This window comes from Streptomyces sp. NPDC086519 (assembly GCF_040686075.1).
Taxonomy (GTDB): Bacteria; Actinomycetota; Actinomycetes; order Streptomycetales; family Streptomycetaceae; genus Streptomyces; species Streptomyces shenzhenensis.
The window spans coordinates 113306-133536 of record NZ_JBFBJL010000023.1 but is presented as its reverse complement, the minus strand read 5'-3'; the positions used below and the strand labels follow the sequence as shown (position 1 = coordinate 133536).

Annotated in this window: 15 protein-coding genes; 10 read left to right on the top strand and 5 right to left on the bottom strand. The window is 70.8% G+C overall.

The genetic code is table 11. The features are described 5' to 3' along the window. Positions 1-33 precede the first annotated feature (33 nt). From AB0P24_RS22900 to AB0P24_RS22890, 3 genes are all read left to right on the top strand, one after another. Complete coding sequence (locus AB0P24_RS22900) at positions 34-1686, top strand: AMP-binding protein (RefSeq protein ID WP_365796783.1); 1653 nt, start codon at positions 34-36, stop codon at positions 1684-1686. Positions 1687-1697: 11 nt separating this feature from the next. Next, positions 1698-4082, top strand: a complete 2385-nt coding sequence (locus tag AB0P24_RS22895) for a bifunctional salicylyl-CoA 5-hydroxylase/oxidoreductase (protein ID WP_365796781.1) — start codon at positions 1698-1700, stop codon at positions 4080-4082. A 510-nt stretch (positions 4083-4592) separates the two neighbouring features. Further along, positions 4593-5117 (top strand): transglycosylase SLT domain-containing protein, encoded by a 525-nt coding sequence (locus tag AB0P24_RS22890; RefSeq protein WP_365796779.1) that lies wholly within the window; start codon positions 4593-4595, stop codon positions 5115-5117. A 34-nt stretch (positions 5118-5151) separates the two neighbouring features. Here the strand turns inward: AB0P24_RS22890 and AB0P24_RS22885 are convergent, their stop codons facing one another. Further along, the gene (locus AB0P24_RS22885) at positions 5152-6603 is read right to left on the bottom strand and encodes a cytosine permease (protein WP_365796777.1); all 1452 of its coding nucleotides are present in this window, start codon (positions 6601-6603) and stop codon (positions 5152-5154) included. A gap of 332 nt (positions 6604-6935) precedes the next feature. Between AB0P24_RS22885 and AB0P24_RS22880 the strand changes: the two genes are divergently transcribed. Continuing rightward, the gene (locus tag AB0P24_RS22880; RefSeq protein WP_365796834.1) at positions 6936-7670 is read left to right on the top strand and encodes a serine hydrolase; all 735 of its coding nucleotides are present in this window, start codon (positions 6936-6938) and stop codon (positions 7668-7670) included. Between the two features lie 51 nt (positions 7671-7721). Next, the gene (locus AB0P24_RS22875) at positions 7722-8936 is read left to right on the top strand and encodes an AI-2E family transporter (RefSeq protein ID WP_365796775.1); all 1215 of its coding nucleotides are present in this window, start codon (positions 7722-7724) and stop codon (positions 8934-8936) included. Between the two features lie 14 nt (positions 8937-8950). On the opposite strand, the gene AB0P24_RS22870 is transcribed toward AB0P24_RS22875, so the two are convergent. Together AB0P24_RS22870 and AB0P24_RS22865 are read right to left on the bottom strand one after the other, a co-directional pair. After that, positions 8951-11221 carry a nitrate- and nitrite sensing domain-containing protein gene (locus AB0P24_RS22870; RefSeq protein WP_365796832.1) on the bottom strand — a complete coding sequence of 757 codons (2271 nt, stop codon included), beginning with the start codon at positions 11219-11221 and terminating at the stop codon, positions 8951-8953. A gap of 526 nt (positions 11222-11747) precedes the next feature. After that, positions 11748-13085, bottom strand: coding sequence for a jacalin-like lectin (locus AB0P24_RS22865; RefSeq protein WP_365796773.1), 1338 nt, complete (start codon positions 13083-13085; stop codon positions 11748-11750). Between the two features lie 500 nt (positions 13086-13585). On the opposite strand from AB0P24_RS22865, the gene AB0P24_RS22860 reads away from it, so the two are divergent. After that, on the top strand, positions 13586-14134 hold the full coding sequence (locus tag AB0P24_RS22860) for a lamin tail domain-containing protein (protein ID WP_365796771.1): 549 nt from the start codon (positions 13586-13588) through the stop codon (positions 14132-14134). 74 nt (positions 14135-14208) lie between these two features. On the opposite strand, the gene AB0P24_RS22855 is transcribed toward AB0P24_RS22860, so the two are convergent. Further along, entirely contained in the window at positions 14209-15165 is a 957-nt protein-coding gene (locus AB0P24_RS22855) for a ScbA/BarX family gamma-butyrolactone biosynthesis protein (RefSeq protein WP_365796769.1), read from the bottom strand. A gap of 396 nt (positions 15166-15561) precedes the next feature. Between AB0P24_RS22855 and AB0P24_RS22850 the strand changes: the two genes are divergently transcribed. The 4 genes from AB0P24_RS22850 to AB0P24_RS22835 all read left to right on the top strand — a co-directional run bounded on the left by AB0P24_RS22850 (position 15562) and on the right by AB0P24_RS22835 (position 18771). Beyond that, entirely contained in the window at positions 15562-16293 is a 732-nt protein-coding gene (locus AB0P24_RS22850) for an HAD family phosphatase (RefSeq protein ID WP_365796767.1), read from the top strand. Then, the gene (locus AB0P24_RS22845) at positions 16290-17063 is read left to right on the top strand and encodes a glucose 1-dehydrogenase (protein ID WP_365796765.1); all 774 of its coding nucleotides are present in this window, start codon (positions 16290-16292) and stop codon (positions 17061-17063) included. Before AB0P24_RS22850 ends, AB0P24_RS22845 begins: the two co-directional genes overlap by 4 nt. Positions 17064-17226: 163 nt before the next feature. Further along, the gene (locus AB0P24_RS22840) at positions 17227-17892 is read left to right on the top strand and encodes a ScbR family autoregulator-binding transcription factor (protein WP_234538472.1); all 666 of its coding nucleotides are present in this window, start codon (positions 17227-17229) and stop codon (positions 17890-17892) included. Positions 17893-18114: 222 nt separating this feature from the next. Continuing rightward, the gene (locus tag AB0P24_RS22835; RefSeq protein ID WP_365796762.1) at positions 18115-18771 is read left to right on the top strand and encodes a ScbR family autoregulator-binding transcription factor; all 657 of its coding nucleotides are present in this window, start codon (positions 18115-18117) and stop codon (positions 18769-18771) included. 633 nt (positions 18772-19404) lie between these two features. On the opposite strand, the gene AB0P24_RS22830 is transcribed toward AB0P24_RS22835, so the two are convergent. Then, positions 19405-19740 carry a hypothetical protein gene (locus AB0P24_RS22830; protein WP_365796760.1) on the bottom strand — a complete coding sequence of 112 codons (336 nt, stop codon included), beginning with the start codon at positions 19738-19740 and terminating at the stop codon, positions 19405-19407. Positions 19741-20231: the final 491 nt, after the last annotated feature.

Genomic DNA, 20231 nt, shown 5'->3' with positions numbered 1-20231 from the left:
ACGCCACCGGCGGGCTCCCGGAAGGAACGTCAGTTGGATCTTCCGCTCTCACCCACCTCGCACCTGGACACCTTCGCCCGGGACCACCTCCCGCCCGCCGGACTGTGGCCCGCCATCGAGTTCACCACTCCCGAACTGACCTACCCGGACCGCCTCAACGCGGCCGGCGACCTCATCGACACGGCCGTCGAGCGCCACGGCCCCGGCCGCCCCGCCCTGCGCACCCCGGCCGGGGAGCTGTGGACCTACGGCGAACTGCGCACCCGTGCCAACCAGATCGCCCAGGTCCTCACCGCGGACCTGGACCTGGTGCCGGGACAGCGCGTGCTGCTGCGCGCGCCCAACACCCCCTGGACGGTGGCCTGCTGGCTCGGTGTCCTGAAGGCCGGCGGGGTGGTGGTCACCACCATGGCCGCGCTGCGCGCCCGGGAGATCGTCCCGATCGCCGAACGCACCCGGCCCGCGCTCGCCCTCGTGGACCACCGCGTCACCGACGAGCTCCGCAGCGCACTGCCCGGCCTGCGGGTGGTCGAGTACGGCGGGACCGGCGAGGCCGACCTGGTGGCCCGGTGCGCAGCGAAATCAGGCGAGTTCACCAACGTCGAAACCGCCGCCGACGACGTGGCGCTCCTCTGCCCGACCTCCGGCAGCACCGGGGTCCCGAAGATCACCATGCACTTCCACCGGGACATCCTGTCCATCGACAACACCTTCGGGCGGCACGTCCTGCGGCTGCGGCCGGACGACGTGGTCGCCTGCACCGCGCCGTTCGCCTTCACCTTCGGCCTCGGCATGCTCGTCGTCTTCCCGCTGCGGGCCGGCGCCTGCGCCCTGCTCACGGAAACGGCGACACCGCCGCAGCTCGCCGACCTCGTCGAGGAACACGGCGTCACCGTCCTCGCCACCGCGCCCACCGCCTACCGGGCGATCGTGCGCGACGGCAAGGAACGCCGGCTGGGCGGTCTGCGCGTCGGGGTGTCGGCCGGAGAACACATACCGCTCGCCACGTGGGAGGAGCTGCGCGACCGGACAGGGCTGAAGGTGATCGACGGCATCGGCGCGACCGAACTGCTGCACATCTTCATCTCGGCCGCCGGCGACGACATCAGGCCCGGCGCCACCGGCCGGCCGGTGCCCGGCTACCGGGCCGCGATCCTCGGTCCCGACGGCGAGGAACTCGGCCCGGGGGAACCCGGACGGCTCGGCGTCATCGGCCCGGTGGGCTGCCGCTATCTCGACGACAAGCGGCAGCAGGACTACGTCGTGGGCGGCTGGAACGTCACCGGAGACATCTTCCACCGCGACGAGGACGGCTACTTCCACTACCACGCGCGCAGCGACAACATGATCGTCTCCTCCGGGTACAACATCGGGGGTCCCGAGGTGGAGGCCGCCGTCGACACCCACCCGGACGTCGTCGAATCGGCGGTCGTGGCCCGGCCCGACGCGGACCGCGGCTCGGTCGTGTGCGCCTTCGTCGTGCTGCGCGAGGGCGTCACCGGGGACGCGGCGAAGGCCAAGGAGATCCAGGACCACGTCAAACAGGTCCTGGCGCCCTACAAGTACCCGCGCGACGTGCGCTTCCGTGCCGCCCTGCCGCGCAACACGAGCGGCAAGCTCCAGCGCTTCGCCCTCCGCAGGATCATCGAACAGGAGCAGGCCGCCGAGCCGGTCGCCGAGCAGTGAGAGGAACTCCGGTGAAAATCGCGATCATCGGCGGTGGCCCGGGCGGGCTCTACCTCGCGGCGTTGATGAAGCAGCTGGACCCCGCCCACGAGATCACCGTGTGGGAGCGCAACGCCCCCGACGACACGTTCGGCTTCGGCGTGGTCTTCTCCGACGAGACGCTCGGCGGCATCGAGAACGCCGACACCGTCCTCGCCGAGGCCATGGCCCGCCGCTTCGCCCGCTGGACGGACATCGACATCCACTACCGGGGCGAGAGCCACACCGTCGGCGGCCAGGGCTTCGCCGCGATGAGCCGCAAGGAGCTCCTGCGCCTCCTGCAGGAGCGCTGCCGTGAACTGGACGTCACCCTGCACTTCTCCACCTTCGCACCCGAGGCGGCCGCGCTGCGCGCGTCGTACGACCTCGTCGTCGGCGCGGACGGCGTCAACTCCGGTGTGCGCACGGCCTGCGCGGACGTGTTCGGCCCGTCGCTGGAGCGGCGGCACAGCAAGTACATGTGGCTGGGTACGGACCGGGTCTTCGAGGCCTTCCAGTTCTTCGTCAAGGAGACCGAGTGGGGGGTGGTGCAGGTCCACGGCTACCCCTACTCCGACGCCGGCTCGACGTTCATCGTGGAGATGCACGAGGACGTCTGGCGCCGGGCGGGCTTCGACGTCACCGAGGACACGGTGTTCGCGCCGGGCGCCTCCGACGAGCAGGCCGTGGCCCGGATCCGTGAGCTGTTCGCCGCCGAACTCGACGGGCACCAGGTGTTCGCCAACAACTCCAGGTGGCTGAACTTCACCACCGTGCGCAACCAGCGGTGGCATCACGAGAACCTCGTGCTGATCGGCGACGCCGCCCACACCGCCCACTTCTCCATCGGCTCCGGGACCAAACTGGCCATGGAGGACGCCCTCGCCCTGGCCGCCTGCCTGCACGAACACCCGGACAGCGAAAGCGCGTTGAGCGCGTACGAGAGCGAGCGGCGCCCGGTGGTGGAGTCCACCCAGCGGGCGGCGCAGGCCTCACTGGAGTGGTTCGAGAACATCGGCATGTACGCCCGCCAGGAACCCACCCAGTTCTGCTTCAACCTCCTCACCCGCTCCCGCCGCATCACCTACGACAACCTGCGCACCCGCGACGCCCGGTTCGCCGACCGGGTCGACACCGCCTTCGCCACGGCGCAGGGGCTGGGCGGCACGGCCCCCGCCATGTTCCAGCCGTTCCGCATCGGCGCACTGGAACTGAAGAACCGGGTGGTCGTCTCCCCGATGGACATGTACTCCGCAGTCGACGGCGTCCCCGGGGACTTCCACCTCGTCCACCTCGGCTCCAGGGCCCTGGGCGGGGCCGGCCTGGTGATGACGGAGATGGTCTGCGTCTCGCCCGAGGGCCGGATCACCCCCGGCTGCACCGGCCTGTGGAACGACGCACAGCGGGACTCCTGGACCCGGGTCGTGGACTTCGTGCACACGAACAGCACCGCCCGCATCGGCCTCCAGCTCGGCCACTCCGGCCGCAAGGGCTCCACCCGCCTGATGTGGGAGGGCATGGACGATCCGCTCCCGGACGGGAACTGGGAGACCGTCGGCCCCTCCCCGCTGCCGTACGGCCCCGGCTCACCCGCACCGCGCGCACTCACCCGCGCCGGTCTGGACCGGATCACGGCCGAGTTCGTGGCGGCGGCCCGGCGCGGCGCGGACGCCGGCTTCGACCTGCTCGAACTCCACTGCGCCCACGGCTACCTGCTCTCCTCGTTCCTCTCGCCGATCTCCAACCACCGCACGGACGAGTACGGCGGATCGCTGGAGAACCGGCTGCGCTACCCCCTGGAGGTCTTCGACGCCGTCCGCGCCGTCTGGCCGGCCGACCGCCCCGTGATCGTGCGGATCTCCGCCACCGACTGGATGCCGGACGGCAACACCGAGCACGACGCCGTCGCGATCGCCCGCGCCTTCGTCGCCCACGGCGCGGATGGCATCGACGTCTCCACCGGCCAGGTCACCAAGGACGAGCGGCCCGCCTACGGCCGCTCGTACCAGACCCCCTTCGCCGACCGCATCCGGCACGAGGTCGCCGCCGCCACCGGGGCGGCCGTCATCGCCGTCGGCGCCATCGCCTCCTACGACGACGTCAACTCCATCCTCCTCGCCGGCCGCGCCGACCTGTGCGCCCTGGGCCGTACCCACCTGTACGACCCGCACTGGACCCTGCACGCGGCAGCCGAGCAGGAGTACACGGGAGCGGCCGCCGAGTGGCCCGCGCAGTTCCGGGCCGGCCGCCGCAAGCCGCCCACCGCCCGCACCGACGCGGTCCGCCCCCGACTGTCGCTGCTGCGGGCCGAGGAGGCGGAAGTGAGCGTCCATCTGCGGTGGAAGCCGGCGGCGGAGGATCTGCCGGCGGTGCGCTGACGTCCGACCGCGCAGGCGGACCGGTCAGGAGACCCGCGGAAGGGCTTGGTCACGTAGTCGCCGGCGCCGGTGGCGAGATCGTCGAGCCGGTGCTCCGGCGCGTCCCGGGCGATCGGCATCAGCACGCTCTCGCGGCGCGCCCTACGTGAGCCGTGGAGCGCGCCGATCTCGCGGCGCGGGCCCCGCGAAGGGGCCTGGATGCGTGACACCCCCCATAGGAGCCACGTCACATCCTACCCGGCTTCGTAGGAACGGAGCGCCCTGAAGTGGTCGTAAGAGTTATATACCGGGCATTACAACCATTCGCTCCTAAGTCGGGTAGTACGTCACATCGTTGCGATCCGTTCCCGGCGCCGCTAACCATTGCTGTCGTCGCCGGGAGACGGGCGACGGGCCGAGCGGATCCCCGCCGGGCCCGCCCACTCCCGCCGGTAGTACGGGGCTCCGCCCCACGCCGCCGCGCACAGCGGCCGGCGCCGACGCCGTCCCCCACCGGAGAGTTTCCTTCACATGACCATGACCACCCGCACCCGCATCGCCCGCCTGCGCACCCTCGGCCTCGCCGGTCTCGCCACCACCGGTGCCGCGGCCGCCGCCCTCACCCTGATGCCGGCCAACGCGCAGGCCGCCGAAATGACGCAGGCGCACACCTCGGCCGCGGTCACGGCCTCCTCCGGCGACAGCAGCCGCGCCGCCTCCCGGCACACCGGCTCCGCCAACAACCTGGACGGCTGGATCAAGCAGTCCCTCCAGATCATGAAGTCCAAGGGCATCCCGGGCAGCTACGAGGGCCTCAAGCGCAACATCATGCGCGAGTCCGGCGGCAACCCGTCCGCGCAGAACAACTGGGACGTCAACGCCCAGAAGGGCACCCCCTCCAAGGGCCTGCTCCAGGTGATCGACCCCACGTTCAACGCGTACCACGTCGCCGGCACCGCCCACAGCGTCACCGACCCGGTGGCCAACATCACCGCGGCCGCCAACTACGCCGCCCACCGGTACGGTTCCATCGACAACGTCAACTCCGCGTACTGACGCCCATGGCGACTCGTCCGACCGGAGTCAGGTCCTACGGCTCACGGTGTTCGTGGGCCGCCTGCTCCAGGGCGGCGGCCTCCGCCTCGGCGACACGGGTCTCCGCCTCGACGTCGATCGAGCGGGTCAGCCACCAGTACAGCAGCGCCGACACGGGAAGCCCGACGAACAGGGAGATGTCCGCCCCGTCCAGCGCCTTGGCGACGGGGCCGACGAAGAGCGTGCCGACCGAGAAGAACGGGATCATGACCGCGAACCCGACCAGGTACGAGACGATCCCCTGCCAGCCCCAGCGGCCGTAGATGCCGTCCGGCTTGAAGATCTCGGCGATCGCGTAGTGGCCCCGGCGCACCACGTAGTAGTCCATCAGGTTCACGGACGTCCACGGGATGAACAGATACAGCACCAGCAGCAGGAAGTTGTTGAAGTTCGTCAGGAAGTCGGACGTCGCCGCCAGCGCGCCGATCAGGGAGAGCGCCGCGGTCACCACGAGGGTGACCAGGCGCACGCCCAGGGTCGGCCGCACCCGCTTGAACGAGTCGATGGCACTGATCAGCGTCAGGGAACCGCCGTACATGTTCAGCGCGGTGACGGAGATCAGGCCCAGCGCGGAGAAGAGCAGGACGATCGCGCCGAAACCGTCGAAGACCTTGTCGCCGGCGGCGTTGATCGACGGGATCGTGTCGAAGCTGTCGCCTGCCCAGGCCGCCAGCAGCGTCCCGAGCACCATCAGCCAGATGCCGCCGAGCGCCGAGCCGAAGTAGGTCCAGTAGAACGTCTTGCGGACCGTGACGTCCGGCGGCAGATAGCGCGAGTAGTCCGAGACGTAGATGGCCCAGCTGATCTGGTAGCCGGCGACCACGCCGAACTGCGCCAGGAACGGGGTCGCCTTGAAGGCGCCGAGGTCGAAGGAGCCCGCCGGGTAGTGCAGGGTGACCAGCACACCGACGGTGAAGATCCCGAACACGACCAGGAACGTGTAGGTCAGGAACCGCTCGGCCTTGTGGATGATGTCGTACCCCACCAGGGCCACGACCAGCGCGACCACGGTGACCACGACCACCCAGAGTTTCACACCGCCGTGGATCGTGGTGTCCAGGGCCTGACCGGCCAGGACGGTGTTGAACACGTTGAAGCCCGCGTACTGCACATAGGCGAACAGCCACACCAGCAGCGCCCCGACGTAGCCGAACTGCGGGCGGGACTGGATCATCTGCGGCAGTCCCAGCTGCGGCCCCTGCGCCGAGTGGAACGCCATGAAGAACGTGCCGATCAGGGTGCCCGCGACGATCGCCAGCAGCGACCAGATCAGGTTGCCGCCCTCCGTGATGCTGATCAGCCCCACGGCCAGGGTGGCGATCTGCGCGTTGGACATGAACCACAGCGGTCCCAGATGCCACAGCTTGCCGTGCCGCTCGTCCAGCGGCACGTAGTCGATGGACCGGATCTCCAGGCCGCCCACCCGTGGTTCCACCTCTGCGCTCATGGCACCTCCAGGGCCCGGCCCGTCACTTTGACCACATCCTTCCCCCGTGCGGACGCGAATAAGGCATCCGGAATTCCAGTTCCGGCCAGCGGAAAGTTCGCGGCCCGCACGACGCCGCCGCTCCGGCCGCAGATGACCTGTTGCCCTGCTCACAATCGGCCCCGAACCGGTCGCAGCGTGGCGGCGGTCATGTCGCGAGCGGCGCGTTTTGTCTACGTTCGCAGTCCTGTGTCCCTCCCACCCGAACTGAGAAGGCCCCCGCCATGCTCAACCGAACCCTGTCCGTCGTGGCCACGGTGGTGACCCTGTTCGCCGGAGCCGCGCCGGCGGCCATGGCAGCCGGCGCCGGGTCCGGACCCGCCGACTTCCGCACCGCCGTCCAGGCGCAGGGCAACGCCCGGGTGACCGCCGCCGTCCTCGATCTGGACGGCACCGGCAGGGAACCCGCCGTCTACGGCGACGACACGCCGTACGACACGGCGAGCATCGTCAAGGTCGACCTCCTCGCCGCCATGCTGCTGCACGCCCGGGACCACCGGCGCGACCTCACCGCCCGGGAGAGCGAGCAGGCCGAGGTGATGATCCGCGACAGCGACAACACCGCGGCCAATGCCCTGTGGCGGGCCGTCGGCGAGGCCCCCGGCCTGGATTCGGCCAACAGGCGGCTCGGACTGACCTCGACGCAGGGCGGCCCCGGCGGCCTCTGGGGGCTCACCCGGACCACCGCGGCCGATCAGATACGACTGCTGCGCGCGATCTTCGGCACCGGTCCCACGCCCCTCGACGCGGCGTCCCGCGGCCGGATCGCCACCCTGATGACCGAGATCGCCGACGGCCAGTCCTGGGGCGTCTCGGCCGCCGCCGACGCCGGGTGGGCGCTGAAGAACGGCTGGCTCATGCGCACCACGACCGGTCTGTGGGACATCAACAGCATCGGACGCGTCACGGCCGGCGGGCACCACTACCTCGTGGCGGTCCTCTCCGACGGCAACGTGTCCATGCCGGACGGCGTGAACCTGGTGGAGCGAGCCGTCCGCACCGCCGTCTCCCGGTCGGCGGCCCGCTGACCCCCTTGGCCCACTGCCGCCCGCCCGTCGCCCCGAATGCCCCTAACGTGCATGAGAGGGCGACGTCGGCCGGTAACGGGAGGCACGGTGGTGGGTGCGGGCGGGCCTTGGGCCGGGCGGGGCCGCGCGCGGCGGGCCCGGGGCACGGCACCGGACAGCCGGACCGCACGCGCGATCCGGATTCCGAAGCGGGCCCGCGACCCGCGGGCCTCCGCCTCCGTCAGCGCGGTCGTCGTGCCCGGCCTGCGGGTCGCCGCCGCCTACGCCTGGCGGCTCATCGTGGTCGGCATCGCCGTCTACGGCGTCTTCGTCATCCTCGGCCGGTTCCAGCTGATCGCCGCCGCCGTGTTCCTGGCCCTGGTCATCACCTCGGTGCTGCGTCCCCCCGCCGACCTGCTGGCCCGACGGCTTCCCAGGCCGCTGTCCGTGGCGGTGATCCTGCTCGGCAGCATCTGTCTGTTCCTCGGCCTGCTGGCCCTGGTGGGCAACGCCGTCGCGCAGGAGTCGGCGACACTGACCGACGAGTTCCGCGGCGGCATCCACCGCATCGAGATCTGGCTGCAGCGGCCGCCCTTCCGGCTCGGCCCGGGCGCCCTGTCACACCTCCAGCAGCAGATCCTCACCTACATCCAGACCCACCGCTCCAACCTGGCGAGCAGAGCGCTCAGCGGCGTCGGCACCGTCGTCGAACTGGTCACCGGCGGCGTGCTCGCGCTGTTCACCTCGGTCTTCTTCATCCACTCCGGTGAACGGCTGTGGGCCTGGACCAGCCTCGAACTGCTGCCCGCCGGTGCCCGCAGCGCCTGGGACCGGGCCGGGCGCGCGGCCTGGCGGACGTTCGCCGGATACACCCGGGGCATCATCATCGTGGCCGCCACCAACGCCCTCCTCGTGGGCATCGCCCTGCTCGTGCTGCGGGTGCCGCTCGCGCTGCCGCTCACCCTGCTGGAGTTCTTCGCCGCTTTCATCCCGCTGGTGGGCTCACCGGTCGCGCTCGGCGTGGCCACGGTGGTGGCGCTGGCCGGGCGCGGCCCGCTCACGGCCGCCGCCGTCCTCGCGCTCATCGTCGTCGTCGGCCAGCTGGAGGGGCATCTGCTCCATCCGCTGGTGATGAGCTGGGCGGTGCGGCTGCACCCCCTCGTCGTCGCCGTGTCCGTCATCGCGGGCAGCATCGTCGCGGGGGTGATCGGCGCCGTCGTGGCCGTGCCGTTCATCTCCGTCGTCTGGTCGGTGGTGCGGGCCCTGCGCCCGGCGCCGCCGCCCTGACCGCGGGCCGGGGCTCAGCCGTCCTTGGCGGGGCGACGGCCGCGCTTCGACGTGCGACGGGAACGGCCGGACGACGGGGGCGACGCGGCCGCACCGGAGGGGGCGGGGACGTCGGACGCCCCGGGAGCGGGGGAGGCGGCGGGGGCGCCGGACGGTGTCGCAGGGCGGGGTGCCGGGATGCCGTCGTCCCACGCCTCGTGCGCGCCGAACGGGTCGGCGGGCACGTCGGCGTCCGCGAGCAGGAGGGCCGCCGAACGGGACGTGGCACGAGCCCTGAAGGCCGCCAGGGCCAGCGTGTCGGCATCCGACTCGGTGCCACTGCGCCAGGTGATGGTGCCCGGAAGCATGACCAGGGAGGTGGTACCGGACTCCCCGGCGGCGGGCCGCAACTGGACCCGGATGCCGTGCCGGTCGGCGAGCCTGCCCACCACGAACAGGCCCATGTGCTGGTAGACGTCGGCGTCGGCGGTCGGCGGATTCGCCAGTTTGTGGTTGATCAGCGCGAAGTCCTCGGGCCGCAGACCGATGCCCTCGTCATGGATCTCGACCATGGTCCGGGTGTCCGGCAGCCGCGTCGCCGTGACCCGGACCGTCGAGCGCGGCGAGGAGAACGAGGTGGCGTTCTCCAGGAGCTCGGCGAGCAGATGCACCAGGTCGGTGACGGCACGGCCGTGGATCTCGGTCTCCGGGATGCCCGTCAGCTCGATCCGCTCGTACTGCTCCACCTCGGAGGCCGCCGCCCGGATGACGTCGACCAGGGGGAGCGGGTGGTCCCACTGCTGGGTGGGGCGCTCGCCGCCGAGCACCAGCAGGTTCTCGCCGTTGCGGCGCACCCGCGTGGCCAGGTGGTCCAGCCGGAACAGGTTCGACAGCTGCTCGGGGTCGGCCTCGCGCTCCTCCAGCTGGGTGATCAGGGCGAGCTGCCGCTCGATCAACGACTGGTTGCGGCGGGAGAGGTTGGTGAAGATCGTGTTGACGTTGCCGCGCAGCGCGGCCTGTTCCGCGGCGAGCCGGACCGCCTCCCGGTGCACATGGTCGAAGGCGCGGGCGACCTCGCCGATCTCGTCGGTGGTGGTGATCGGGATCGGCGTGACCTTGGTGTCCACCTGACCGGGCACGGCCTGGGAGAGCTGGGTGATCACCGCCGGCAGCCGCTGCTCGGCGATCTGTATGGCCGAGGCGCTGAGCCGGCGCATGCCCCGGCTCATGGAGCGGGCCACCCACGCGGCGAGCAGGAGGGCGACCAGTACGGCGCCGAGCGCGAAGGAGCCGTTGACGATCGCGTCCTGCTTGGCGTCCGCGGCGATGTTGCGGGCGTTGGCGAGGGCCGTGTCGGTGAGATGGACCTCTATGCCGCGGTAGGCGTCGAAGGCGAGCGCGGACGCCGCGAAGAACGACTCGGGCGTGATGCCCTGGGCGGCCAGTTGCCCGGCCGGTGTCCCGGCGGCGATTTCCTTGATCATCTTCGGCAGGGTCGGCGGTGCCACGAAGGCCTGCCCGGCCGCCTTGGCCTCTTCGGCGGCCTTGGCCGTCTGCTGCGCGCCCTTCTTCTCCGCGTCCGCCAGCGCCGTCCGCAGCCGGGTCATGTCCCCGGCGGTACCGGCGCCCGCGTACTCCTGGAGGCCGACCTGCTCCAGGTAGGCGTAGGAGCTGAACGAGCCGAGCTGGGTCTGCAGTTCGCCGTCGGCGAGCGCGTCGCGGTTCTCGACCAGCAGATGCGTGCCGATGGAGCGCACCAGGGACTCGGCCGCCTGGGTCAGGGAGATGGCGTAGAGGGTGCGGCCGAAGCTCGCCTGGTTGTTGCTGCCGAAGCCCAGCTCGTTCGAGATCTCCATCAGCGGGTGCTGGACGGCGTGGTAGCTCTCCTCCGTCTGCACCCCGGACGCCCTGGCCGTGAACGCGTCGGCCCGCACCGCCGGCAGCAGCTTCTCGCCCGCCCGCACCAGTTCGATCCGCCGGGTCAGGCCCGCGGTCTTCGGCGCCCGGGCCACCAACGCGTCGAACGCCTTCGCGTCGGCGTCGGTGACCTTGCGCGCCGCCGCCACGGCGGGCGCGTTCCGTTCGCCCTTCAGGAGGGGGATGACCGACACGTCGCGCTCGTTGATCGCGTCACTGGCGTAGGCGTTCGCCGCCTGCACCAGCTCCGCCACATGGACCGCGTCGTTGGCGTCCCGCAGCGTGTCGATCGAGTTCTTCACCCGCAGGCCGCCGAGGCCGAGGGCGACGAGCACGGGGATGAGCAGAATGGCCTGGAGGCGTCTTGCGACGCGCCAGTTGCCGGTCATAGGTCTGGACTTGGACAAGTGCGTCCCTTTTCACAACAGGGATGGTGTGCAGGGCTGCGCACAGCCCGACGTTCTGTGGCCAATTTCTAACACCCGGCGATCAGGGTCGGCTGCCGTTTGGGTGAAGCGGTTTCCTGGGAATGGTACAAATCTCAATCAAAGCCATCGGTGGTCAATGCACGGATGGTGAGCCAGGTGGCCTGATCCCCTCGGCAGGTCTCCTCAGGGCTTCGAGCCGGTCAGGGACGCGTTCGCGAGCAACTTCGAGTTGCTCGGGGACCGGGGACCGGGGACCGGGGTGCGGCGGTTGCGGCGCCCTACGGCGACATGAGTGTCGCCGTAGGGGGAGAGACCGCCGGCCGCGGGCGCCGGGCAGGAGCCTCCGGGCGGGCCGGTGGCGTCGATGCGGAGGTCCAGGAGACGGCCGTGCGGCCATCGTCGCCGTCGCCGATGCCGATGCGCGGGTAGCCCCCCGTCCGGTCGGCCGGCGGACCGCTCGTGGCGTCCGCCGGGCGGCCGGGCGCGGTCAGCGCTTGGTGTAGATGAAGCCGACCTTGTCGAGCTCGTCACCGGAGCGGCCGTGGAAGCCGGCGATCTGCCAGCCCGACGGGGCGGTGCGGGTCACGCAGTCCGAGGTCGTCGCACCACCGGCGAGGGTGTTGCCCAGGTTGGTGGTGAACTTGGCGTAGAAGATGCGGGTGGTGTTGTTGTACTTGTCCTCGCACACATACGCCGTCGTCACGTACTCGTTGCTGCCCAGCGTCAGCGAGGACGCCGTGCCGCCGGTGCCGCCGTGGGCCAGCGTCGTGCCGTCGGCGAGCGTGATGCCGACCTGGTCGACCCGTGAGCCGGAGCGCAGCGAGATGCTGGTGGCGCGGGCGCCGGCGGCCACCTTGTCGATGTCCTGGTAGTAGTCGCCGTGCGGACCGCCGAACTGGTCGCTCAGCTGGAAGTTCGGGTTCTCGGACCAGGAGAAGCCGACCGTGATCGGGTCGTGGTCGGAGAGCATCAGCCCGGCGTCCGTGAGGAACTTGGCGTGCTCGTTGTTGTACGAGGTCGCGTTGAGGCTGACGAGCTTGCTGCTGCGGTACAGCACCTTGTCGACGACCTCGCAGGTGTTGGGCACGGTCGCCCCGGACTGGTCGCAGACCAGCGCGTCGCTGCCCTTGGCCGGCGCGCTGCCGCCGCGGATCAGCTGCACCCAGGCGTCGGTGAGCCCGTTGTTCGCGGCGAACTCGGCGATGGTGTCGGCGGTGCGGGTGTAGCGGGTGTTGGTGTCACCCATCACCACGACGGCGTTGCCGGCCGAGTGGGTGCTGATGAAGTCGGTCAGCTGGCTGAGGTTGTCGGCCCGGGAGGCCTCGTCGCCGTCGTTCGTGCCCGCGTTGGTGTGCAGGTTGTAGAAGTCGACGTAGACGCCCTCGGCGAGCCGCTCGCGCATGAAGGTGAACCCCTTCGGCGTGAGGCAGTCGCCCGAGTCGACCTGGCAGGAGTTCCAGCCGACGCGCTGGAAGTCGTCCCCGTCCCAGGCGTAGTCGGAGACGGTGTTCAGTCCGCTGCCGATGCCCGCGCCGCCGCTGGTCGCGGTGCGGTAGGGATGGGTGTCCGTGGAGTAGAGGTAGGCGTGATAGTTGAAGTCCTCCTGGACGTTGACGATGTCGTACGGCGCGATGCGCCTGCCGATCTCCGTGGTGCTGGTGTCGCGCGGCGTGGACGCGCTCGACAGGCCTTCCGGAAGCCCGGCGACGTTGTACGTGAGCACGCTGAACGTGCCCGAGGCGGCCGCCGCGGCCGGGGTTGCGGTGGCCGTGAGCCCGCCGAGAGCGGCGACCGCGGCCGCCAGACAGGCAACGAGTCTGCGCATGGAGGTGTCTCCTACGGGAGTTGTGCGCCGAGGGATGTGAGCATGCCAATGAGGCATGGGAAAACGTAGCGGCAAACGCTTTCTTCCGACCCCCCCTTGTTACTAACCAGTTTGGAAATTCCCCGTGACGCCCAGAAGATCGACTTCTGTCCCGGCGGGCCCGGCCGGGCGGTGACTGTTACTCACTTTCGGGTGAGCCGCGCCTTGTCGAGGAAGCGGCCGGCGGGACGGAAGGGACTCCGCAGGCCCGTTACTGCGGGGGCGTGGAGCCTGATATGGCATCAAACGCGCCCATTCACCTAATAAATGGACGTTACAACCGAGAGTCATGGGAAAGCGAAGGATCCGTAATGGGCGCCGTGTGCGTCGCGGAGGCCGCGCGGCCGGGGCGCAGGGTGTGGATGCGCGGCCGCCCGGCCGCCGCCTCGCCCCACTCGTGGCCTGCGGCCTCGTACCGCATGGCTGCTGGGGTGTGCTCGAATCCCGTGAAGGGAGACCACGTGTCCGTTTCCGTATCCGCGTCCGCCCGCCGTCTCGGTTCCGCCGCCGCCGTGGCGGCCGCTCTGCTGGGTGTCACGGCCCTGCCGGCCGCGGCGTCCGCTCCGTACCCCGGGGTGTCGCACCGTGACGCGGTCGTCATCAGTGCCGTGCGGCACGACGTGCAGGGCCGGGCGGCCTTCTCCGGCCGTGCCCTGAACCGGGAGTGGGCGGACGTCACCAACACCTCCCGCCGGGACGTGAACCTCAGCGGCTGGACGCTGTCGGACGCCGACGGCCACAGCTACGTCTTCCGCCACTACCGGCTGGCGGGCGGCGCCACGGTCCGCGTCCACACCGGGGAGGGCCGGGACACCCTGACGGACCTGTACCAGGACCGCCGTTCCTCCGTGTGGAACCACGACGCCGACACCGCCACCCTGCGCAACGACCGCGGCCGCTACGTGGACTCCGCCTCCTGGGGCCTGCACCACCGGCGCGACGTCGACGACCGGCACGCCCTGGGGCATCGTGACGCCGACGGCCGGCACTCCTTCGGCCACCGTCGCTGACACGTCATGCATCCGCCGCCAGGCCCGTTCGCGGGAGCCTGGCGGCGGATGCGCGCCAGGGCCGCACCCCCGTATCAGCCCTGGACGACCGGCCCGCTCACCGTGGACGTGAAGACGACCTCGCCGTCCTGCACGCCGACGACGTCGACGGTCGCCGTGCCGTCGCCCCGGGCCGTCACCCCCGTGACGTCGATCCAGCAGGGACTGTCGAGTTCGACGTAGCGGTTGAACGACGTGGACGTGCTCGCCGGGAGCAGCTGGCGGGGCGCCAGCCGGGCGCAGGCGGCCTGCCGCGCGCCCTCCATCAGGACCATGCCGGGCAGGTGGTCGCCGCCGTGGTCGAACAGGATCGGGTGGTCCAGGTCCGGGGTGAGCAGCCAGCGGTCCGGCGCGTTTGTGGCCGTCAGCACCACGTCGGCGGAAGAGGTGCGGCCCACGGCCGCCGGTGGCATCGGGTCGGCCGCGACGGCGGGGCCTGCCGAAGTCGCCGGCTTCCCGGGCCGGTTGGCGCGCAGCCGGGCGTAGACCGGCGGTGTGACGACGGAGTACCGCCCCTCCCCGTGGGCCACGGTCAGTCCGTCCCGGCGCAGGACGAACCCGATGCTCATCCGGCGTGCGGAGGACCGGCCGCGCGGCGCGAAGTCCGGGCAGGCCACGTCGAGTTCGAAGTCGGTGGGGCGGGAGGCGATCCGCAGCCGGTCCAGATCGCTGTGGCAGCTGAGCGACCACAGCACGAAGTGATGGCCGAGCGGAACTCCGTGTTCCGCGTGCGTCACGAACATGCCGGCCTGCCGAAACGTCTCTGCGGCCTGGAGCGGGTCATGACTCGAACCGTCGGCGCTGTTGAAGAACGTGTGGGCGCGGGGCCACTGCCCGGTGAGGGAGAACCGCAGTCCGTCGGCCTGGGCGGTACAGCCGGTGAGGAACACCTCGGCGAGGGACGCGCGGTGGACGTACTCCTTGGGGACCGTGGTGGTCAGCCGAGGCAGTACGGGCAGACCGACTCCGATCTCGCTGGCGGACAGACTCATCGATGACCCCCCGTCGGAAAGCTCTTCGTTGGCTTGAAGCTCTGTTCGACGCCTATAAGATACGGACCTACCGGTTTTCTCGGGTCGGCCACTAGGTAAAGGATTCACCAAGCGTGGTTCGACTCGATCCATGCATGACTCCGCTCGGTAGTGGTTTGGCCAAATATTTTTGCGCTCAACCACGCCGAAGGCACGGCGAAAAACGGACTAAGTGGCAGATGTCGACGGCGTGTTGTCGACGCGCCCGACGTCTGGATCACCTGCCCGGAAACCTGTCCGACGGTTTCTTTTGGCCAAGTTCCGCGCGCTCCGGCCCGCCTGACGTGGTGCCTGGAACCACCCTGCCTCGACAGCCCCCTGCATGATGGTCGGACGGCCTGCGAGAGGGAGACCCCGATGGAACCACTGCGCACCCTGCGCCTCGCCGCCGTCAACATCGACGGCGTCCTGCTCAACGACAGCTTCAGCCCCGTCCTGTACCGCCTCGTCCTCAAGTACGGCGGCGCGTACACCCGGGAGCTGGAGCAGCGGCTCTTCTCGCAGTCCCGGCTCGCGGCCGCGAAGGTGCTGCTGGAGGAGACCGGCGCCGAGGTGGGCGAGCAGGAGGTCATCGCCGACTACTTCGCCGAGCGCGAGCACCACCTGCGCGACCACCCCGTCCGCACCCTCGACGGCGCCGAGGAACTCCTGCACCGACTGCGCGCCCTGGGCCTGGACGTCATCTGCTATGGCGGCCTCGACGAGGACCACTTCCGCCGCCATCTCGGCGCCTGGGAGCACCTGTTCACCGCCCCGCGCTACATCTGCACCAACGACATCCGGCCCGGCATCCGGGAGATCGTCCGGGACCGCTTCGGCCTCGACTACCACCAGGCCCTCTTCATCGACGACGTCGCCCGCTTCGCCGGCCACGCCAAGGAGCTGGACGTGCCCTTCGTCGGCCACCCCAGCACCTTCGAACACGGCTTCCAGCGCGAGCTGATGCGCGAACTCGGGGTCCGGCACCTGGTCGGCGGCCTCGCCGAGATCGACGAGGAGCGCCTGCGCACCCTCGACCGCGAGGCCGGGCTCGGCACCGTCTGGCAGGACGCCGACGCCCTCACCGGTACGCGGGAGGCGACCAGGTGACCGAGTGGGAGGGGGCCGCACTGGCGGGCCGGGTCGTGCTCGTCACCGGCGCCAGCAGCGGCATCGGTGCTGCCGCGGCCCGGGTGTTCGCCCGGCAGGGCGCCACCGTCGTCCTCGCCGCCCGCCGCGAGGACAAGCTGCGCGAGCTCGCCGGTGAACTGCGGGCCCGGGGCACCGAGGCGAGTCATCGCACCCTGGACGTGCGCGACACCGAAGAGGTGCGGCGGACCGTCGAGTTCACCGTCGAGCGGTACGGTCGCCTCGACGCCGCATTCAACAACGCGGGCGTCGCCCTCGCGAAGACCCCGATGCACCTCATCGACGACACCGACTACGACCGGGTCACCGAGACCAACGTGCGGGGGGTCTGGAACTGCCTGAGGCACGAGATCGCCGCCATGCTGGCGAACGGGGGCGGCTCGATCGTCAACACCAGCAGCGTGGGCGGTCTGGTCGCCTCCTCCACGGCCGCTCCCTACATCGCCTCCAAGCACGCGGTGATCGGACTCACCAAGGCCGCCGCCGTCGAGTACGCCCCGCACCACATCCGCGTGAACGCCATCGCCCCCGGCCTGACCCGCTCCGAGATGATCGACGACTGGTTCGCCAGGTCGCCCGAGAACGAGGCGCGCGCCTACCGCTCCGCCCCGCAGGCCCGCGCCGCCGACCCGGAGGAGGTCGCGGAGGCCGCCGCCTGGCTGTGCAGTGACAAGGCGAGCTTCGTCACGGGTGCCACACTTACCGTGGACGGCGGACGCACCGCCTGGTGAACTGCCCGCAGGTCCCGCACCGGAGCCGGAGCGCCGGCGCGGGACCTGCCGGGCACCGGCGGCGGGAGCGACCGGGAATCGGCGCTGTGCGGCCGAAATACCGACCCCCGATTGGGGTAAGGTACGTCACGTCCGGTTTTGTTTTGACCGAGGAGGGGTCCCCATGGCGCGTCAGGAGCGTGCGATTCGGACCCGACGCGCTGTTGTCGAGGCCGCCGCGGCGGTCTTCGCCGAGCGCGGATACACGGCGGCGACGATCGCCGAGATCCTTGAGCGGGCCGGAGTCACCAAGGGCGCTCTGTACTTCCACTTCGACTCCAAGGAAGCCCTCGCGCGGGGCGTCATCAACGCCCAGATCAGCGACGACTACTGGGTGCCGCGCGAGCTGAAGCTCCAGGAGTGGGTGGACATCGGCATGACGCTGGCCCACCGGATCCCCAAGGAGGTCATTCTCCTCGCCGGCATACGGCTCTCCGCCGACCTCCAGGGACGCTCCCTGTTCGGCAGCGCCTGGCCCGCCTGGACCCAACTGGTGACGGACAAGCTCGTGGAGGCCAAGGAGCGTGGTGAGGTGCTGCCGCACGTCACGCCGCGCGAGACCGCCGAGTGCTTCCTCGGGGCCTGGATCGGGACCCAGTTCATGTCCGAGGTGGTCTCCGACTGGACCGACCTCAACGACCGCATCTCGGTCCTCTACAACCACGTACTGCCGGCCATAGCCACTCCCGCGGCGCTGATCCTTCTGGACACCGCGCCCGACCGGGGTGCCCGGGTCGTGGAGGAAGCCGAGCGCCACCGGCAGGAAGCGCTCGTGGCCGCCGAGGCCTGACCAGCCTCGAACCAAACCACCCGCCTGGTTTGTCACCCGCAGACACCGGAAGCCGTGCTCTCGCGCGGCGCGCGAGGACCGCCCGCGCCATGCAGCCGAGCACAGCCATCGGCAAACCTACCAATCATGCTGTTTGTTAAGGTTCTCGGATCAAAATATTGCAGGCCCAGGGGGAATCGGACCGTCCAATTCCGGATTCGCCCGGATCAACAGGGGGACGCGATGGTCAAGCAGCTCCGGGCGGCCCGAACCCGTCAGGCCCTCGTACTCGCCGCCGCCGAGATCTTCGCCGCCGACGGATACGCGCTGTCCTCGCTGCCCGCGATCAGCAGGCGGGCGGGAGTGAGCGCCGGAGCGCTGCACTTCCACTTTCCCAGCAAGGACGCCCTCGCGCTCGAGGTGGAGAGCGCGGCCCGGCGGACCGTCGAGCAACTGGTCGCGGACCGGCGGCCGGCGGCCGCCTCCGCACTGCACCTGCTGGTCACGGTCACCCGGGAGGTCCTGGTCGCGATCGCCGCCGACGTCGTGGTTCGGGCCGGCTTCAAACTGAGCGTCGATCCCTCCCGCAAGAACGGCATGGGTTTCGGCTGCTGGTGGCGTGCCTGGGTGTGCGAAGAACTGCTGCGGGCGCAGCACGCGGGGGAACTGGCCGACGGGGTGTCGCCGGACCGGGTGGCCGCGGTGATAGTCGCCGCGACGGTCGGCTTCGAGGTACTCGGCGCGCAGGACCGCGACCGGATCGCCCCCTGGCACGTCGAGGAGTTCTGGTCCCTGGTGCTTCCCCAACTCGCGGCGCGCGGGGATCTGTTCGCGGGCGTGGCGCTCCCCGACTCCTGGCCCAGGGCCAAGGGCGCCCAGACCGACCGGAGTTCGGTGTGACAAACCGTCCGTGCCGTTTTTGACCCGGGGCCCATTGGCCGCCCCGCACCACCCCGGCGGCGGACGACAGGGGGGAGGAGACGGGCATCGGCGTACTCGGCGCTCTCGACGCGCGGGAGAACGGCGTCCCCGGCATCCCGACCGCGCCCAAACCGCGTCAGGTACGCGCCGTGCTCCCGCTCCACGCCGGCCAGGCGGTGGGCGTCGCAACGCTGACCGAGGAACTGTGAGGGTGACGGCCACCGCGCAGCGCGCTCCCCACCCTGCAGACGTACATCATGCACCTGCGCGCCCTCATCGCCTCGGGGCACGAGAGGCCGGTGCCGGTGCCGGTGCCGGTGCCGACGCGGGCACGCGCACCGCCAAGCAGGTGCCGCGGACCGTACCCGGCGGCTATCTGCTCGACAGCGGCCAAGGCACCAGCGATATACGGGAGTTCGAGCGACTCGCCGACACCGGATACCGCACCAGGGAGGCCGGGGACCAGCGTGAGGCCGCCCGGCTGCTGCGTGCCGCGCTCGGCCGCCGGGATCGGCTGACGGGCCCGCCGGACCGGGCGGCGGGATCCTCAGGCGGCCACGACGTGCCGGGCGGTGCGGCGGGCGGCGAACCCGGTGCCCGCCACGAACCGCATCATCGGCCCGAACACCGGCGCCCGAGCGAACCGGTGGAGTACAGACCGGGCATCGACGACTCGAACGTCCCCCGCAGCGCCGGCGCCTTCGAACCGGGCACGCGCGCCACGGCGCGCCGCACCGTCGGAGACGGGAAGGGCAGGGCGTCCAGATCCAGCCGGTAGCCGGTGGCCGCCGGCACATGGTCGACGGCGACGGACTCGTGCTCGCCCCAGGGAGCGACGACGCCCAGCCGCACCTGCGGCCCGCGGACCAGGGCACCCGCGACCCGGCGCGAGGTGTGCACCGGTACGACACCCTCCACCCGGTCCCGCAGCCACCAGCCACCAGCCACCAGCCACCAGCCACCAGCCACCGGCCGCCCGAGGGCCCGAGTGCCCGCCGGAACAGCAGCAGCCGGGCCGCCGCCGGCGGCCGGCGCACGCTGCCGGGTGACGCGCAGACACCGGCCAGGATCCAGCCCGTGCCGAGCGGCGAGGCCGGCTTGGCCACCCGCTGCGTCCTCGCCGTCCCCGCAGCCACCCGCGGGCGGAACACCCGAACCGGGTTACGGCCAAATAACCGACCGGATGGTCTTTTTTGAGTGGCTTCCCGGACTGAGATCCCGCCGGATTCGCTGACCGGTTCCAGTGGACGGGAAGACCGTGAACCACCCGCCGGTCGCCGAAATATCATGCCTGTACTGCTATTTCGGTGATGGTTGGGGATGAGGTGCGGTCCCTCGGCCGTTCTCCGGTGGTTCGTTAGCACCGCTCTAGCCGGCAGTCTGTTGACAGACCGCTTGTGCTGTTTTCTACTGACTGGCGGAGTGTCAGATGAGAGGAT

What these genes read in the sequence shown, in the direction of transcription:
- AB0P24_RS22875 (WP_365796775.1), top strand. Translation starts at nt 7,722, where the DNA reads ATGAGAGGGCGACGTCGGCCGGTAACGGGAGGCACGGTGGTGGGTGCG.
- AB0P24_RS22880 (WP_365796834.1), top strand. Translation starts at nt 6,936, where the DNA reads ATGGCAGCCGGCGCCGGGTCCGGACCCGCCGACTTCCGCACCGCCGTC.
- AB0P24_RS22870 (WP_365796832.1), bottom strand. Translation starts at nt 11,221, where the DNA reads ATGACCGGCAACTGGCGCGTCGCAAGACGCCTCCAGGCCATTCTGCTC.
- AB0P24_RS22840 (WP_234538472.1), top strand. Translation starts at nt 17,227, where the DNA reads ATGGCGCGTCAGGAGCGTGCGATTCGGACCCGACGCGCTGTTGTCGAG.
- AB0P24_RS22865 (WP_365796773.1), bottom strand. Translation starts at nt 13,085, where the DNA reads ATGCGCAGACTCGTTGCCTGTCTGGCGGCCGCGGTCGCCGCTCTCGGC.
- AB0P24_RS22835 (WP_365796762.1), top strand. Translation starts at nt 18,115, where the DNA reads ATGGTCAAGCAGCTCCGGGCGGCCCGAACCCGTCAGGCCCTCGTACTC.
- AB0P24_RS22850 (WP_365796767.1), top strand. Translation starts at nt 15,562, where the DNA reads ATGGAACCACTGCGCACCCTGCGCCTCGCCGCCGTCAACATCGACGGC.
- AB0P24_RS22890 (WP_365796779.1), top strand. Translation starts at nt 4,593, where the DNA reads ATGACCATGACCACCCGCACCCGCATCGCCCGCCTGCGCACCCTCGGC.
- AB0P24_RS22855 (WP_365796769.1), bottom strand. Translation starts at nt 15,165, where the DNA reads ATGAGTCTGTCCGCCAGCGAGATCGGAGTCGGTCTGCCCGTACTGCCT.
- AB0P24_RS22885 (WP_365796777.1), bottom strand. Translation starts at nt 6,603, where the DNA reads ATGAGCGCAGAGGTGGAACCACGGGTGGGCGGCCTGGAGATCCGGTCC.